Consider the following 19,612-nt stretch of genomic DNA (forward strand, 5'->3'; position numbering starts at 1 on the left):
TATAAGTAAATAGTGATAAAAATTATGATATGTGCTAATAAAGGTCATCATAAGTACGGTAGTTTTTTCTTTTGATAATGTGCCTGTGAGTAATGTGCCAAGATGATACATTTGCATGTTACTCCTGCTATTACTAATAATAGAGTTTTATGTAGTTTTGATCAAAAACTGCAAGATTTATGTATTGGTTATGGGTATGGACTAGATTGTTGAAGCGATATTCAATGTTATAGACAATAATTGTGAACGAAAAATCATCCATCCAGAGATGGAATGATTATTCTTATATTGTGTTACTCCATTGGAAAGACTAATTATGTTAAATATAATATCTTATTGGCCTGATTTTTATGATAGTAATGTTGTGCCTAATATTAGTTGCTTTGCTGCGTTTTCCTGTATATTTAAGTCATGAATTTCTTTTCTTGCCATTAATAAAATTGAAGATGTGATGGATGATTTTGTTATCACGTTAGTTGGTAAATTGAAGAGTGTTGTTAATTGTAAATGTTCATATATTTTAAATTATGCTGATAATCCTTGTTATGGTATTAAAGAAGTATATGATGAACATGATGAATTTACTGCATTAATAAAAAAAGAATTTGATAAAAGTATAAGATAAGAGGCAAAAGATGATTTTATTAATCAAGTATTTTTGATAAAATCACATCTTGTATGTACGGGCTATTTTGGGATGATTGTACTGCTGATTTATCTAGGATAGGTAAATGTTTTCAGAAAAAATCATGTAGCCATATAAGTGGGCACATCAAAAAATAGGATTCGTTTTGCTGTGGAAGACAAGTTTTGGATCAGACTTTATCCTGAAGGTTATTACAACATTTGCCTTATAGAAAATTTTTAGGTGCGCTAATACTTTGTACTTATGCTAAATTAATTGAAATCATAAGTAATCAATATAAATTTGGTGATGCTATTGTTAGTAGTGGTTTTAATTTAAGAGCGACATCTAAAATATACTTTCTATTGCTAAATAAAATTTAGATAAATCATAAAGAGCTAACATATATAAGATGTGTTATTCTATATTGATATTACGTAATGAGATATCTATTTAAATAGGGATGCTCAGCTTTAGTAGATACTGATCTTATGTGCTTGAATTAAAAATAATAAAAGTACTTATTTGATTATATGATCAAATGTTTTTGTCACATCAATGATAGTTGAATTTTATAAAAATTATTTATACGACTAAGTCTAATAAATTTCGTAGTAGCTGGATCAGAAGAATTTTTAATATTAGAGTAGTATTTACCTTTACCTTTACCTTTACCTTTACCTTTACCTTTACCTTTACCTTTACCTTTACCTTTACCTTTACCTTTACCTTTACCTTTACCTTTACCTTTACCTTTACCTTTACCTTTACCTTTACCTTTGGGATAACTATTGTTTGAGATTATGTCTCGTTATCTCTTGGTCTTGGTGTGGTAACATCACATAGCTTATACAGTCTTAGTTTTTTATGTTGCTAAAAGGGTTATCGTCTTGTTTGATTAAGGCAGTGATAGTAGGTGAGTGTTGCTGTTGTTGTGTATGTAATTGGCTGATTAATTTTTTGATAGAAGGTTGCAGATTACAGATATTGTGCCACACAATTCTCCGTTTTGGTGTTCAAATTGATCATATAAGGACAATTACAAGTGCGTTAGATATGGTTATCTTATTTTTCTAGTATCTTTCCTATCAATACTATATTGATACATAATAAAGTAAGTAAGATATTCATGTCAGTTGTGTTTGATCATAGTAAAATGGTGGTTTACTTTTTAATCAATAATATTATTATTACAATGTCAATAAATTATAGTAAGACTATGAGTGGTGTAATTGCGCAGGTGAAAAAGTATGGCGTATCTCAGTATGATGATAGATCTGTTGATATCGATGATAAATCTTCATTGATACAGGATTTTACACATCATTCTCCTATTGTCTCAGCTATTGCTGATAATGATTCAGCTGAAGTTGGCGTTTCATATTTATCTTGCAAGACATTACAAGATCTGTGTTTTGGTTATGGGTACAGTATTGATTTTGAGACGATAGCAAAAGTTTGCGATTGTAATTTTTTCCAAGAATATGCTAGTAGCTGTGGTTACCAATTTACCGAAAGTTTTTTGTCGTCTATCTATAAACATAGAGTGAAATTAGTTAGAAAAATTAATCCTATTTTAACTGAAGGATTTTCTTTTTTAAAAAATGGTAGCTCAAAATTGAAAATCACAGATGAATTAATGGATGGTATTTCCTATTCTTTTTCTAAGGCCGTATATGATCTGAGACCTAAGTGTATTGATATTTTACAGATTCATATTGTTCCTTTGGTAATAAAGAGTATTACCAACTCTGGTATTATAGATAATAATTGTGAAAGAAAAATGACATATCAGGAAATGGAGAGATTTTTTTTGTATTATATAACTACATTAGAACGATTAATTATGGCAAAGATAATGAATTACTGGGAAGATTTTTGTGATGCTAATAAATATAAATTATCATCTCTTTCTGTTGTGGATTATATTAATCCCTTTACTCGTTCTTATAAATCAGCTGGAATTATTGTTCCACAAGTTAACTATCCTGCTGCATTTGTGTGCATATTCGAATCGTGCATTTCTTTTATGGCTATCGATAAAATTGAAGATATGATGGACGATTTTGTTGTTAAGTTCGTTGATGAATTGAAGAATATCGTTCGCTGTAAGTGTGCATATATTTGCAGTCATGGTGATAATGCTTGTGAGAGCATTAAAAAAATGCGTAACGGATTAACTGACTTGATTAAAAAAGAATTTTATAAGAGGGTTAGAGAAAAAGAAGTAACTGACTATTTTAATAATTTTTTGAGTAAATTAATAATATGGCATCCTCAAAATTTAGGTGATGAAAATGTAAAAAATAGTAAATCATTAATTTTTGAAGCAATTATTGTTGATATATATAAATCATTAACTCATAGTCTTGATTATGATTTGCAAAATATAGTTAAGTACTTTCATTACAAATTAACAAAATCTATGAAATGTATGTCAAAAGTAGGAAATTTACATATAACTTTAGAAAATAAATTTATGGTTAGACTTCATCCCGAAGATAGCAACAGTATTTACTCCTTGATGAATGATTTTCATGGCAAATATATTGATGTTATTAGAGATAAGTTTTGTATGATGCTAAAAGAAAAATATGAATTTCCAGATGGTACTGCTATTAGTACTGTTAGTTGGGATAAAATTTCAAAAAATATATTTCCGATTGTTAAGGAAGCTGTTAGCAATATTGTGAAGGAGGAGCGTTTGTGTATATATAAAATTTTATCTAATGCTCGTATAGTGGATGATGCATATTCCTCTTTCGCTAATATTAGAAATGCAACTTCTGAGGAAAAGGATAGCATATTCAAATTTATCATTTATAAGATAGATCAAAAAATCACAGAATTGTTTAAAAAAGTATGGGTAGATTATAGAAAAGATAGTGTTGGCTGTACTTCTGGCAATAACGAAAGTAGTGTAGTTTCTGTTGACGATGTGATCCCTATGTCTTTGCCTAAATTTAGAAGTGATATCTTGGTTTCTGCTGGTTATGAACAAGGTGAGTCACCATTAGTTACATCATTTCCTATAGATTTAGATTTCTTTTCATCCACTGTTAGGGGAGATAAAATTGTTAATATGTGGGGCTTAAATCTTCATCCTGAAGATGATAAACTAATTTTAATTTTGAGGAAAAAATTCTCAAGTAAGATTAAGGAGCATGTTCGTAATCTATTTTCCGATATGCTAAAAACTAAATTTTCACTTCCTAGTGGGAAGGTTATACATAAATGTTCCTGGTCTCTTGTTTCTAACGATCTCTACACACTTGCAATGGAATCAATTGAGTCAATTCTTGAAGAGCAGTACGTAGAGTTAGATGAGATTTTGTCTAAAGCCCGTATAGTTGATGTTACTGCGAATGATATTTCATCTTGTATTGTCAGAGATGTTACCGATGATGAAAAAAATATTCTCATGATAAGATCTAGGAAACTAATATATGGCAGATTATCTCATTCTTTTAGATTGTCGTGGTTAGATATAACTGAATATTCAAAAAGCGCTGGATACGGTTATAAAGAAATATCCGAAAATGCAGATGATGGAGTTATAGAGGGCAGTTGGGGTGTTAGGCTTCGTTATTCTGATAATATAGCTATTTTAAGGGCTAGGAGGAGATTTTCTTCTGATATAGTTGTATGTATTAGTAGTAAGTTCCATGAAATGATAAAAAACAAGTATAAATTTGGTGACGGGACTGTCATCGCTAGAGTTGCTTGGTTTCGAGTGTCTAGGAAATTATTTCCAATTGCTAAAGAGGAAATTAGGTACATCCTCGAAGATGAAAGTAAAGAACTGGAGCAAATTATATCCAGGTCACGTGTGTTAGTTAATCCTGGGGTTTATAGAGATATTACAGATGAAGAAAAGCAAATTGTTTTAGAAAATATTATGAAACTTGTGTGTAAAAAATTGAAGCCTTTATTTAGTAGATCATGGTCAAATGTCATTACTTCTTTATGTCGTAGTCATTCCGATTTAGAAGATGGTGTAGAGGATGAAGCTACCACTAATTATGGTGGTGAATTATCTTTACCTTCATCTGATTTTATGAGTATTAGGAAGGAACGTGATGCTGAAGTTGCAGAGGATGTTTGGGGAGTTATAGTCCGCTATGAGGATGATATCGCTATTTTAAATGTGAGAAGAAAATTTTCATCTGAGATAAGTAAGAGTGTTCGTAGAAAATTTATTGAAATTATAAAAAACGGATATAAACTTGAAGATGGTACTACTATTGGTGATCTTCCTTGGAAGACGGTGTCCAGAAAACTTATGCCTGTTGCTGAGAATGAAATTGCTCCAATTGTGGAGATTGAATGTGCAAAAATAAACGAAATTTTATTGAAATCACGAGTTGTTATTTCTGAATCTGATTTTACTAGAGAGCTTACTTCTGATGAAAGATCTAGTATTATGAAAACCATTGTTAAATCTATACATAAACAATTTGTTGCTATGTCAAGTATTATATGGGGAGATGTAATTAGGTTGTCAGTTGATAGCAAAAATTCAGAAACTACAGGTGAAAACAAAGGGAAAATAGGTAGTAAGAAAATAGGCGGGGTTAAGATTCGTTATGACGATAGTGCTGTTATTTTTAGTATTAAGAGGGAATATAATCATAAGATTGTTCCGGTCCTTCGTAGTAAATTTTCTAAGATGATAAAAAATAGATATAAATTTGAGGATGATAGTATTCTCGGTAAATTTGCTTGGTTCAGGGTCTCCAAAAAAATGTTTCCGATTGCTAAAGAAGAGGTTAAAAACATTATTGAAGATGAAAGTAATAGATTATGGGAATTTTTATCTGAAGCTCGTGTTTGTGTTGATGATACAACTGATAGATCTCTTACAACTGAAGAGAGAGGTGGGGTTTTTAAAAGCATCACTAGATTGATAGATAAAGGATTAAAATCTTTGTGTGCTAAAGTTTGGTCGGATGTGATTTCTTGTTTAGGACGTACTTATATTGATCATGATGTATGCATTACTTCTGAGTCTTCTCTGTCATCCGATGATCTGATAAAGTTTATGAAAGTAGATGCTGGGTTTGTAATTAATAATTCTAGAGTTATGTTCTGTTATGAGGATGATATATCTATTTTGAATGTGAAGAAGAGATTTTCGTCTGAAATTAGTAGGTGTGTTCGTTGTAAGTTTGTTGAAATGTTGGAAATTAAGTATAGGTTTGATGATGGCACCATTATTGGTAAATTACCCTGGAAAGTGGTGTCTAAAAAAGTATTACCCATTGTTACAAAAGAAATTATACCAATTATAGAAAAAGAACGCATAGAAATAAGTAATATTTTGTCAAAATCACGTGTGATTGTTTATTCTTCTAATGATGATTCTAGTATTACTAGGATTTTAACATCCAAAGAAATACATGGTATTTTGAATATTATTATGGAATCAGTATATAGGAGTGAGATATATCGTTTTAGTAAGATTTGGGTGAGGTTGATTAAGTCACTAAAGGAGGAATCTTTAAGGAATGATATGAATTTGTATCGTTGTGGTAATGAATCAAAAAAGGTTGAGTCTGATAATAATTGTTCATCTCCACTCTGTTTGTTAGATCTTAGGGAAGAAGACATAGAAGAACTTGATAATATTAGGTTGGAATTTATTGGTAGTTTGGGAGCTATTATTGGAAATTTTGTTAATTCTTCGCCATCTAAGGATGTTGGTATTTCTTCATCCTATAGTTTAGATGATGTGATATCATACGTGTCTAAAAGGAGCTCGGGTTTGTTCAAAGAAGGGGGATTTCTTCATAGGGTTAAATTAATTTTGTCAGTTGCTAGGGTAGTTAGTTTGCCCGGAAAAGATAGATTGCTTACTGCTAAGGAGAGGAAATTTATCTCCCAACTATTTATGGATAGTATTGATAGTGATAGAGATTATCTTATTAGGAAGCGTGTTGGGGGTTTGTCTTCTAGACCATCTGTTGCTAAGGTTGCTTATAAAGATCATGACAAATGCATGAGTAGGATGATAACTCTGTGCACATATCCAGGAAATTACTCTTCTTCTAATAAAAATTCTTATAACTACAATGCCTGATTATGCCTAATCCATATTCTTATGTGATTTGAATAGTAATTTTGTTTGTTGCTACTATTTATTACACTTTGTCTGAATTGGAGAAAGTTTTTCCTTAAGTCAATTTTATTGATGTTGCCTGCCATTGGTTATATAACTTTTAGAGAATAGTACGATCAATATATGTTGGTTGTGGTTAAAAAATGATTATCTTAGTCATTACTAATCCTTAATAAAGGATCTACATTTTATAATGTTAGTTATATGCATTTTTTAATTAGTTATTACTAAATAATAACTAAGACAATATATATTTTTTTGTCATTTTATGCAAAAATTATATTTTTCTATAATAATGACAATTAATTTCTTAAATTTTATACTGTTAGTGTTTAGTATTAAATTCTAAATTATCACATTAGAAAATATATATATTATTAAATTACATTAAGAAGTTAATATTTATTTTTGATGTTACTGTATTGCTATTGTTATCTATGTTAGGGGATATTTAGAAATGAGTATGAGTAATGTGTACGATGATTGTAATGTTGCTATTCATGATTATTACGCTGATAATGATTCACAATTTCCATTAACTCAACTGGGTGTAACCGAAGATTATAATCTGAATCCTGCTGCTTTAATTGGTGTTGACACTACTTATTTTTCTGATCAATTTCTAAAAGATTTATCTCTTGATCATATATATAGTACTAATTTTGAAAGCATATATAGAGTTGATGATGATAATTTTTTCCAATTACATGCCATAAGATGCGGATACAATCTTACCGGTGATTCTTTATCCGTTATGAATAAACAAAAGATTTATTTTTTGGGAGAAGTTGATTCTGTTTTAAATGTATTGAACAATGATTTTTATTTTTTGAAGGAATCAGGACGTAATTATGAAAATAGACTAGAATTAATTTCTAATATTTGTTCTTCTTTTTCTAAAAGTGCACGTGATTTAATACCCGTGTGTACTAATATTTTGCAATCTAAAGTTGTGCCTACAATAATAAAAAGTATTTTTGATTCTGTTGTTGTTGATAATCATTGTGTGCGTGAAATGACTTACCCAGAGATGGAGCAGTTATTTGTACATTTTGTTTCAACTTTAGAGAAATTAGTTATTCAAAGGGTAATGAGGTGTTGGGATAATTTTTGTTATGAAAATAAAGGTTTTTTATCGTCAATTTCAGTTGTTGATTATAGTAATCCATTTGCTTTAGAATTTGATTACAATGGAGTTGCAGTTTTTGGAGTTACTCATCCTGCTGCTTTTATGTATAATTTTGGGGAATGCATTTCTCTTATGGCTGGCACTAAGATTGGTAATATAGTTTCTGATTTTATTGTCAAATGTTCTGATACATTAAAAAACATGTGTAGTTACAAATGTAGTGATATCTGTAAGTATAGCTCTGATTCTTATGCTGATATTAGAGAATTTAGAAATAAGTTAGATAAGTTGATAAAAGGAGTGTTTGATAGAGAGATTATTGATAGTAGCTTAAAGTACAATCTTAGTGATTTTTTGAGCAAATTGATAATATGGAATAATCAAAACATGGGAATTGAAGTTATTGAAAAGGTGAGATTATCAACTGTTGAATCAATTGTTGATTATGCATATAATTCATTGTCATCTTTTATTCGTGAAGATTTGTATGACATAGTTAGTGTTTACTATTTAAAAATACTAGAAGGTAGTAAATATACGCCTAAATGGGTTGTTGATTTAGGATCTATTGAGCATAGGTGGGGCATAAAACTTCATCCCAGAGATAGCCATGGTATTTCTTCTATTAGGAGAAAGTATTCTTCTAAGTCTAAGGTCATTATTAGAAATAAGATGCTTAAAATGCTAAAAGAAAAATATGAATTTTCTGACGGTACTACCATTAGTATGAGTAAGTGGTCTGATATTGTAAAAAAATTGTTTCCAATTATTAGAGAAGCGGTTAATAATCTTATAGATGACGAGCGCTTGGAAATATCTAAAATTTTGTCTAATGTTCGTATAATAGAAAATACTGAAATATTTGATGATCATTATTCAGGTACTAGAGAAGCTACATCTTGGGAAAAAGATAGCGTTTTTCATACAGCTTCCAAGAATATAGATATCCAAACTAGAGAATTGTCTAGGAAATTGTGGGTAGGTTTATTAAAAAAATTAAAATCCAGTGAGCATGAGGAATGTGTAGATTTAAATGATGATGTTGATTCTGCCGTTGAAGATAATGGATCTTTAGTTCCTGCTCTGTTAGATAAAAGTAAACTGCCAGTAGTTACTTCAGTGCTTGCATCAGCAGGTTATTTGCCACTAGATAGTAAAATTAATTATAAAATTATTAGTAAGTGGGGATTAAATATTTATCCCGATGACGAAAAGCTCATTTTGTTTATAAGAAGAAAGTTTTCTGGACTAATTAGATCAAGTTTTTGTAAATTATTTTCTGATATGTTGGAATTAGGTGCTGTTCTTCCAAGCGGAAAGGAATTGCAAGTTTGTTCTTGGGGTATTGTTTCCCGTGAATTGTCTGATGTTGCAATAAAGTCAGTTGAATCTATTGTTGAGGATCAGTATACGGATCTAGAAATCATATTATCTAGATTTCGTATAGTAGACATTGATGTAAGTAATAATTCATCTTGTACTGTTAGGGCTATTACAGATGATGAAAAAAGTATGGTCATGATTCGTGCTAAGAAATTTATAAGTAAATCATTAATTTGTTCTGCGAGAATGTCATGGTTGTTTGTAGTTAATAATAAATCTAATTCTGTGGGTGTTCATCCCAGGTTAAAGGGTAAAAATATTAAGTTAAGATCTGCTGCTCCAATTTCTGGTATTAAACTTCGATATTCTGATAATTATGATATTTCTAAATCTAGTAATGAGTTTTTATCTGAGGCTAGTTCTATCATCCGTGATAAATTTAGCGGAATGCTTAAAAATAAGTATAAATTTTCTGACGGTACTACTATTGGTAGATTTTCTTGGAATAAGTTATATCCAAAACTAATTCCAATTGCTAAAGAAGAAATTAATAATATTTTTGAAGACGAAATTAAAAAACTAGAAGGAATTATATCTGAGTCACGTGTATTAGTTGATTATGTCAATTATTGTATAGTCGATAGAGAGCTTACAGATGAAGAGAAATCTTACGTTTTTCGAGATGTTATTAAACGCTTAAATGAAGATTTAAGACGGTTGTTTAGTGTTTCCTGGAGAGACATAACTTCCTATGGTAGTTATCATGTTGATGCAGCATATTTTTCAAAAGATGTTGTTGATAAACCATCTGCATCATCTATAGATGAAATTAATTTTGGTGAAGAATATGCAGAGAATAGAGACTATAATCCTAAGATAAATCTTTACTATGAAGATAATTGTCTGATTTTAAAGATTAGAGATAAATTTATGCGGGAAAAGGTTGATGCAGTTCGAAATAAATTTATTGAGATGCTTACCAATAAATATACATTCGATGATAATACTGTAATTGATAAACTTCCGTGGAAACAACTGTCTAAAAAACTACTGATTGTTGCTAGAGATGAGGTTAGTGCTATTGAAAAAAAGGAACGTGTTGCAATAAATAATATATTGTTAAGGTCACGAGTGATAGATTTTCGTGACGATGGGTATGCTAATGCTGTTAGAGATATTACATCTGAGGAAAGGTCTAGTTTTCTGATATCTATTATGAAGCGCATATCAAGAATATCAAGATGTGCTTTTAGAAAGGCATGGGATAGTTTAATTAGTTCACAGTAGAGAAGATGTTAAGCTGGTAAATAATTATTGTTTTTCCATCCATGATATTTATAAAATTTAATTAAAAAGGTTGGTGTTAATTTGGTAGGTATTTTTGATCAACAGTTAATTAGTATAGTTGTTTATTGCATAAATATAAATAATCACTTGGTAATGTAATATCGTAAGTATATTTTTACTTAGATTGTGAAGTAAGTAATAAATTCTATATTATTATAAAGGTATGGCCTTAGTTTGGTAATAATTTTTTGATTTGTAATTTTATTGTTGTGGGATTAATTGCTTATTATATCGTAGTTAAAATTTGACTCGTTTGGCATATTTATCTTGCTGCTACTTTTAGTATGACAAATTATTTATAAGGTATATGTCATATGAAAATATTGTTAGTTCTGTTTTGTTAATTAGAGTACAATTGTTTATTAATCCTACACTAGCAGTATTACTGCAGTCGCTAAGGGCGGTTGTATTAAGCATATGGATAATATACGTATTCATGGTTTTCAAGATTGCACATCTCAAATTGCTAGTAATGAATATTTTGGTCAGTCTTATAAGGACAGTGATAGTACTCGTAGTTCCGATCAATGTGTTTCTGCACATAATATTTTTGAAGCTGGCTGTGATCATAAATTTACTTTTGATGCTGATGGTAGCTGCTCGTCTTCTTATAGGTTAATTAAATATCTATGTTTAAATTATGGGTTCAGTGTTAGTTTTGAAGCAGTAGAAGAAGTTTTTAAGAATTGTTTTTTTCAGTTGCATGCCGCTAAATTTGGGTATCAATTTACTGAGAATTTTTTATCAGTTATGAACGCACACAGGGATAGCTTTGTATCGGTAGTTGATTCAATTTTAACTGACTTGTATGATAGTTTTTCTTTTTTGAGACAATTAGGAGATAGCAATATAACCTTAATAGAATTAATGGATAAAGTTTGTTTTTCCTTTTCTGAGAGTTCGTATAACCTTAGAGGTCGGTGTTGCGATATTTTGCAATCTAAATTTATCCCGTTGATAATAAATAGTATTTTTGATGCTAGTGTTATCGATGGTGGTTTGGAGCGTAAAATGACCTATTGTGAAATGGAAAAATTTTTTATTCATTATATCACCACATTAGAACGAATAGTTATGTCTAGGATAATGGACTACTGGAATAATTTTTGCGACGAAAACACATCCATGTTTTCACCATTTTCTGGTGTTAGTTACAGAGATCCATTTTATTATGCTCATCATGTCTACGGGGTTAGTAAACCCGTAGTTACTTGCCCAGCTGCTTTCTCAAATAAGTTTGGTGCATTTATTTCATTTATGGCTGTTGCCAAGATTGATTGCATGATTAATAATTTTATTAAAGAGCGGTTGGGAGTGATAAAGAGCACTATTCGCTCTAAATGTACAAGTGTACATGATAAAATTGTTGATGGCTATAATGCAGACTTAGTTGGTGAAATTAAAAAAATTAGAGAATGCTTTCCTAGTTATATTAGTGGTAAATTTAGCAAAATGGTGAATTTTGGTTCAATACGAGATAAATTACATAATTTTTTGAAAAAATTACTTATATGGGACTCACATGATGTTGGAATTGAGGCTATGGAGGAAAGCAGGTTATCGTTACTTGAGACAATCACTAACCAAGCACATGAGTTATTAAAAACTTATGCAAATGACATTGTATACGCTGTAACTAGAGATTTCCATAGCAGAATTATAAAATCTAGGAAAATTGTGTCTAGGGTTAGGCGCTCTGTTCGTACCGTAAAGGATAAGTGGGGAGTTTGTCTTCATCCAAGATGCAGTCACGGTATTTTGTCTATAAGGAGAAAGTTTTCTGCTGCTCTTAAGGAAATCGTTAAGAGTAAGTTCTGTTCAATGATAAATGATGGATATAAGGTTTCGGGTATATCCTCCATTAGTAAGTTTACTTGGAATGAAGTTTCAAAAGATATGTTTCCAATCATTCAAGAAGAAATTAGGCCTGTAGTTTTTAAGGAACGTGAAGAATTATCTGTGCTATTGTCTAAAGCACGTATAGTGGTGGACAACGATAAATTTGATGGTTCCTATTCTGGTACTAGGGAAGCTACATCTGAGGAAATTGTTAATGTTTTGAGAATTGCCGTTTATAATATGAATGTACAAACTAAATCTTTGATTAGGGCTGTATGGTCAAATGTAACTAAAGTTTCAAGGGAAGTTGATTCTAGTGCAGGTTCTGTAATGTCGTCAAAACAAGAAGAGTTCGTTAATGTTGAGTCTTATTCTGAGTCTTCTCTTTCGGGTAAAGATGTTGATTTATCTGCGCAATATGGTTCATCTGCAGTTTCTTCAAAACTAGTTTATGCTTCTTTAGTTATTAAGGGAGATAGAATATTTAATAGATGGGGACTAAACGTTCATCCCGATGATGTTGATGTTATATTGTTTATTAGGACAAAGTTTTCAAAAAAAATTAAGGATTTAGTTCGTATTTTTTTTTCTAGTATTCCTAATGAAAAATCTAAACTGAAACGCAATAATGTATTTGATGATTATAAGTGGAGTGATATTTCTGGGGAATTATATCCAATTGTGCTGGAGCATATTGATCCAATTATCAAAGAGGAATATTCAGAATTGGAGGAGTTTTTGTCAAAAGCACGTGTAGTGGTTGTGGGTAGGGGGGATACTTCTTCTTGTGTTATTAGGAGTGTTACAAATGATGAAAAAGATAATCTTATGAAACGTGCTGTAGCCATTATACATAAAGAGTTAAGGTCTTCTGTTAGATCCGTTTGGGCGGCAATGAATAAAATTTCCAAGTTTAATTTTGGGGGAGATTTTAAGGACGGTGAGGTAGAAAAAAGTATTTACTGCGGAATAAGGCTTCGTTACGAAGATAGCATGGATATTGTTAACATTAAGAGAAGGTTTTTGTTCGACATAAAAGGGTGCATTGTCAATATATTTAGTGAATTAACGAAAACTAATAAATTTCCTTGGAGGTATGTTTCAAAAGATGTGATTCCCACTATAAAGAAAGAATTTTATCCTATTATGGAAAAAGAACGTGAAGAATTGGATCTTGTTTTACTGAAATCGCGCGCAGTAGTTGGTGATAGCGAGTATGATAAATTACCTGAAGCTGCTAAGTATAGGGAGATTACATATGGAGAAAGATCAGAAATTGTAGAGTTTATTATGGCATGTGTATATAAGAAAGCGATTGATGTTGCTGGCAGAGTTTGGAGGGGTATGATTAAATTCCATGATGTAAAGTGTGTAGGACCAATCATGGATAACATGGAATTTACATCTGCGGCTAAGGGTAGGAAGTTTTCAGATGTCTCATTTAGATTATCAGATATTAGCCGAGTGGATAAGGATGCTATCGATAACATACGCCTGGAATTCATTGGAAGTTTAGGCCCCATTATTGATGAAGTTATTAATAAGGTATTGTTGGAAGTTGGTGGTTCTTTATCTAGTATCGAATCTATGGTAGATAAGGTGATTCCAGTTGTAGCCGAGAAAAGCTCTTTACTATTCAATAATAGCGGATTTTGCGACTCCTTAAATTCATTGTTATCTAGTGCACTAGTGGTTGGCAAGAGCAGAAGATCTATATTTCTCAGTGATAAGGAGAGGGATTGTGCTTATCAAATGTTTATGGATTCTGTCAATAATGACAGAGATAATCTTATCAAAAAACGTGTTATTAAATTGACTAAGTATTCGAAAATCAGGTATTGATTGATAATTAATTGTTTATTCTCATTGTTGAATGTTAATTTTGTGGGTACTTTTAAGGTTGAATGGCGTTATTTTAAATATTGTTATGTACCTAGTTTTGTAGAATAGTAGATGGTGATATATTGTTCGGCTGATTTTTTGACTAATCATCAGATGTGGTAGGTCATATATTAGTGCAGGAGTCGTAGAATGATCGTCTGTTTTTGTATATTTTGATGTGTTGCCGTGTATAACATAAAATCAAAATCAGCTGTTTATGGGTAATTGTGTGGGGTGGTCGTGATGTTTGTTTTGTGGGATATGTAAAATATAGTGTGGTATGTAGTGGTTTTATGAAATTTTAAAGGATACGTATATATTTTCTTGGTATTATTACTGAGAATGTTGGGTGTTGATGTAATATAAAGAAAGTTTAGTTGTTTGTGTTGTAAATGATTATGGTGGTTTTTGATTATGTTGGTGTCTAGACAAGAGTGTTATTTATTGTGCATTTATATATCATAATCTCTTCATAGAATTGGATATTTACGGAATATTAGTGATTTATTTTGTGGTTTGATTTGTATTTTTGTGATTCGGTATGTGTTGATTGCGAATAACGATAACTTATATTTTATAAAGAATGAAATATAATTATGAGACGATGTAGGGATGTAGGGATTGATGTGATTTTTCTGTAAAGAGATGAGTTTGCGATTGCAGTCGTTATAGTTATTGTGGGCGTAGTTTTTAAGTTATTATCGACTATTGGTGATTATATGATTTTTTGTATGGAAAAATGGTTCTGTTTTCGTAGTCTTAGAGGAGGTTCTTATGCCTGTATTTGAGGTGTAGTTGGACTTTGGTTCTTATGCAATGGAATTTCAGTTTCTTCGAAAAATAAATTTAATAGTAATTATATATGGATAATTCATATATATATCGGGTGCAATGTCATTTACCTAATGTTAGTGACAGCTCTTTTTGTGGTCAAATTGGTGAGCTTGTAGATCATAATTATTCTTCTATAATAGAATCATCGCAAGTGATAATAATTGCAAATGATAATTGTGGTTACGTAGAAAATGTAAACTTATGCTCAGTATATAAATTATTATATGATTTGTGTTCTGACGTTGATAATAGTATTAGTTTTGAGGTAATAGATGAGATTTACAATGACAATTTTTTTCAACTATACTCCGAGGATCAGGGGTATAGTCTAACTGCAATGTTTCTATCGTCTATGAATAAATATAAGTCAGATTTTATAGACAGTATCGATTGTATTTTAACGGGGTTACGTAATAGCTTTTATTTTTTGAGATTTATAGGGGATGAATGCGTAACCGCTACAGAACTAGTGGGTAAAATTTGTTCTTCTTTTTCTAAATTCGCGTATGACTTAGTTCCTAAGTGCATTGATGCTCTGCAATCCAAGTTTTTTCCTCCAATAATAGAGATCATTTATAGTTCAGAAATCATTGACGACAGAGGCCCTCGAAAAATGATGCATACTGAAATGGAACAATTCTTTCTGCATTCCTGCAATTCACTAGAGAGGCTTATTGTATCAAGATTAATTAATTATTGGAATAATTTTTGCAATACAAACAAGAATATTTTATCGGTTCTTCCCGAGTCCTATTATAGTAATCCATTTATTCATTACTGTCGTTACTCTTTTGCGAGGAAATCTAGATTTGTTATTCCATCTGTGTTTTCTAAAAAATTTAGTATCTATATTTCATTCATTGCTCTTGACAGAATTAACAGCATATCTGACAGTTTTATTGGTGAATGTTTAGTTGAGTTGGAGAATATTGTCAGGTACAAGTGTTTTTATATTTACAACTATGTCTCTAGTGCTAAATCTAATCTTAGAAAATTGTACAAAGAACTTCCCAGTATAATTAAAAAGGAATTCTATAAGAAATTGTCTAAAAAGGGAGTGATTGATAATCTTAATAATTTTTTAAATGAATTAATAATATGCAAGAGTACTCCTGACTTAATAGAAAAAAAAGAATCTATCCTTATGAAGGATATTATTAGTGAAATGTATACTTTATTTGAACGTAAAGCTATTTGTAATGAGAGTAAGGTTATTAGAAAGTTTCAATTGATGCTAAAGAAATCTAAAAAAATTTTATTGGACGATAAATACTTATGTAATATAGTTGATAAGTGGAGAGTTAAAATTTGTCCTGAGGACAATTATAATATTCTATCTATAAGAAGTAAATTTTCATCTTACTCTAAGGATATTATTAGTAATAAGTTTTTCTCAATGCTGAAAGAGAATTATAAATTTTCAGATGGAACTTTTATCAGTAAAGTTGATTGGGACGTAATTTATAAAAATTTGTTTCCTATTATTAGGGAAGATATTAGGCATGTTATTGATGAAGAACGTGTAGAGATATCTAGGGTTTTATCTAAAGCGCATGTTGTTGTAGATGATAACGAGGTTAATGATAGTAATATTGTTACGAGAGAAGCAACATCTGAAGAAAAAGTTATTGTTCTGAAATTTGCTATTAATAAGATACATGTGCAAACAAGACATTTGTTTAAGAGAATATGGAAAGATTTACTCAAAATTGAAGATGATTTTTCTTGTAATGATTCTATGGATTCTGAAGAAGATATATCTTTCGATATGCCTGTATTTGCTGCAGTTGAAGATGTTGATTCGTCAGTTATTAATATTTGGTCAAGAAATGAATCATTAAAGGTAGGGTCAGAATCTATAGACCTAATTTTTGCTGCGTTTGGTGTTGATGACAATCAAATTATTAATAGGTGGGGAATAAACCTTCATCCCGATGATGATAGTTTTATTTTATTTATGAGAAGAAAATTATTATCTGAAATTAAATCAAATATACATAATTTATTCTCTAGGATATTGGAGAATACATCTGAGTTTAACGGCATTAATATAGTAAATAAACATTTGTGGAGCAGTGTTTCTAAGGAATTGATTCCGATTTCACTGAAGTCAGTTGAGTCAATAATTGAAAATTATTACCTGGAATTAGATTTAATTTTATCTAGATCACGTATAATAGAAATTACTAAACGTAGTACTAAATCTTGGTTCATTGAAATCAGGAAGATTACTGATAATGAAAAAAGTAGTCTTATGGTTCGTGCTAAAAAATGTATTGATAAAAATTTGAAAATTTCTATTAGGTTATTATGGATATCGCTAACTAGAACCTCAAAGTATACTGGGTACGGCTATAAGGAAACTTCTGGGGATATTGATAGAGAAGATGTAGATATTGATGGTAGTTGGGGGGTTAAGCTTCGTTATAATGATAATATTGCTATTTTGAATCTAAGGAAAGAATTTTCATCTGAAATTAAGAATATAATTTATGACAAATTTTATGGGATGCTAAAGAATAAATATAAGTTTGGTAATAATGATGTTATCGGAAGATTTTCTTGGAGAAAGATGTCGAAAAAGTTACTGCCTATTGCTCAGGAAGAAATTAATTTAATCCTAAAACGGGAACGTATAGGCTTAGAGACGATTTTATCTAGATCACGGGTGATAACTGGTTCTTCTGATAGAAATATTACAAATGAAGAAAAATCTACAATTTTAGAAAAGATTATGAATCTCATACATAGGGGGTCAAAATGTTTAGTTAGAAAGGCATGGTTAAATGTTATTTCTTCATTCGATGATTATAACAATTCCAAATTTTCTGAAAAAAAACCAGACACTACTGTATCTGATCCTATTAGTGATTTTTTATCTTCGGCAGATGTGACAGATATTTACAAATCACAATCACGTAATGCGGAAGATATAAATTTTTTGTTGGGAATCAATCTCCGTTATGAAGATAGTGATGCTATTTTTAAAGCTAAGAAGGAATTTTTGTCTGATATAAGAAACTGTGCCCATAATAAATTTTGTGAAATTATTAAAAACGGATATAAACTTGATGATGGTGATTTTATTTATAATTTTTCCTGGGAAAAAATATCTAATAAAGTATTTCCTATTGTCAAAAAAGAAATTGATACTATTGTAGATAGGGAACGTTCATCAATGCATGATCTCTTGCTTAAATCACGTGCGGTGGTTTTTTCGCCTGATGAATCACTAACATCTACTAGAGAGCTTTTACCTGATGAAATATCTAGTGCTATAGAGACAATTACGGGAGTGATATATAAGCAATCGAGGGAAATTTTTAGGTTGACATGGATAGATGTAACTAATTTATTAAATAAGACATTTTCAAAATCAAAGGAATGTAACAATTATGACATTATGGGTGCTATTGATTTAGATGCAGTAGTGCCTGTTAGGTCTGGTGTAAATTTTTTGTATTCTCCTGATATAGAAAATCTTAGTGAAATTGATGCAGTAGATCTTGATAATATTAGGTTAGAATTTATTGGATCCCTCGGTTCTATTATTGATAAAACTATTAATGAATTATTAGTGAATGTTGATACATCTTCATTAGGGCATGAATTTGTTTTAAGCAAGGTTAATTCATCTATACATGAATGTAGTTATAATTTGTTCAAAGATGGAGGTTTTTTAAAAAGAGTAAAGTCATTACTATTTAATTCTAGGGTGGTAGAATCATCTGGAGGTTATAGGTCCATTACTGATTGTGAACTGCGATGTATATTTAAAGCATTCATGGATAGAGTCTATGATGATAAAGAGTATTTGGTTAAGAGGCGAATTAGTAAATTCACCAGATCTACATCTATTTATTAGGATCCAGTATAAATTGATTTTAGCTAAATTGGTAATGATTTGTCATGGGTTGTTACTTGTTTAGTAGAATTGATGTGTTATGCGATGTTAGTTGCTTTTTGTTTTTTTTAGGTATTTATGGGAATAATTAAGAAATTATTTTTACTCATATTGATATTGATTGAGTAGTATATTTCATAATCAACATGTGGCTTATACGTGGTATGAGTTAAATTTTTGTTCGGTGAGAGTGTTTTTCGTGTGAGGTGTATTTTATGTACATGAATACACGTTTTAATTTGTTTGCTAACTAAACTTCTTATTAAATTTAAATTCGATGATCAATTATATGATTTTACCATTAGTTTGTTTGCCAGTGTGGTGGTGGTACGTTTTCGAGCGTTAAAGCTAGTGAATAAGTTATATAATTTACTTGTGATTAATATATATAAATGGAAAGTCTCTGGCAAATGTCATTTTATTGGTAAATCATTCATGCGATACCATATTAATATAATGCAATGAATTAAAATTGGTTAGTGTTTTTAATTCTTCATCTAACTAAAGCAGCTAGTATAACTATACAGATACAGTCTATATTATAGCCCTAGTAAGCCCTAGGATTTGATTAAATTTGTTGATTATATTTTAAGTAATAAAATATAATCGTGC

At 30.3% G+C, this 19,612-nt stretch carries 5 protein-coding genes; all 5 read left to right on the forward strand.

Going from position 1 to position 19,612, the window contains the following annotated elements; all coding sequences use genetic code 11:
* Positions 1 to 451 precede the first annotated feature (451 nt).
* The 5 genes from Arg41_RS07905 to Arg41_RS04270 all read left to right on the forward strand — a co-directional run bounded on the left by Arg41_RS07905 (position 452) and on the right by Arg41_RS04270 (position 18,961).
* A complete protein-coding gene (locus tag Arg41_RS07905) occupies positions 452 to 625 on the forward strand; it encodes a hypothetical protein (RefSeq protein WP_157722267.1) in 174 nt (57 codons plus the stop codon).
* 1,219 nt (positions 626 to 1,844) lie between these two features.
* Complete coding sequence (locus Arg41_RS04255; RefSeq protein ID WP_176695793.1) at positions 1,845 to 6,704, forward strand: hypothetical protein; 4,860 nt, start codon at positions 1,845 to 1,847, stop codon at positions 6,702 to 6,704.
* Between the two features lie 496 nt (positions 6,705 to 7,200).
* Positions 7,201 to 10,482: a hypothetical protein gene (locus Arg41_RS04260; protein ID WP_092343727.1), complete on the forward strand. Its 3,282-nt coding sequence runs from the start codon at positions 7,201 to 7,203 to the stop codon at positions 10,480 to 10,482.
* Positions 10,483 to 10,959: 477 nt separating this feature from the next.
* Positions 10,960 to 14,223, forward strand: coding sequence for a hypothetical protein (locus tag Arg41_RS04265; protein WP_092343726.1), 3,264 nt, complete (start codon positions 10,960 to 10,962; stop codon positions 14,221 to 14,223).
* Between the two features lie 901 nt (positions 14,224 to 15,124).
* Positions 15,125 to 18,961, forward strand: a complete 3,837-nt coding sequence (locus Arg41_RS04270; protein WP_092490503.1) for a hypothetical protein — start codon at positions 15,125 to 15,127, stop codon at positions 18,959 to 18,961.
* Positions 18,962 to 19,612 lie beyond the last annotated feature (651 nt).

Origin of the sequence: Candidatus Ichthyocystis hellenicum, assembly GCF_001460935.1 — a bacterium.
Classification (GTDB): Bacteria; Pseudomonadota; Gammaproteobacteria; order Burkholderiales; family 2013Ark19i; genus Ichthyocystis; species Ichthyocystis hellenicum.

Coding starts and splice junctions, on each gene's coding strand:
- Arg41_RS07905 (WP_157722267.1), top strand. CDS start 452: ATGGATGATTTTGTTATCACGTTAGTTGGTAAATTGAAGAGTGTTGTT.
- Arg41_RS04255 (WP_176695793.1), top strand. CDS start 1,845: ATGAGTGGTGTAATTGCGCAGGTGAAAAAGTATGGCGTATCTCAGTAT.
- Arg41_RS04260 (WP_092343727.1), top strand. CDS start 7,201: ATGAGTATGAGTAATGTGTACGATGATTGTAATGTTGCTATTCATGAT.
- Arg41_RS04265 (WP_092343726.1), top strand. CDS start 10,960: ATGGATAATATACGTATTCATGGTTTTCAAGATTGCACATCTCAAATT.
- Arg41_RS04270 (WP_092490503.1), top strand. CDS start 15,125: ATGGATAATTCATATATATATCGGGTGCAATGTCATTTACCTAATGTT.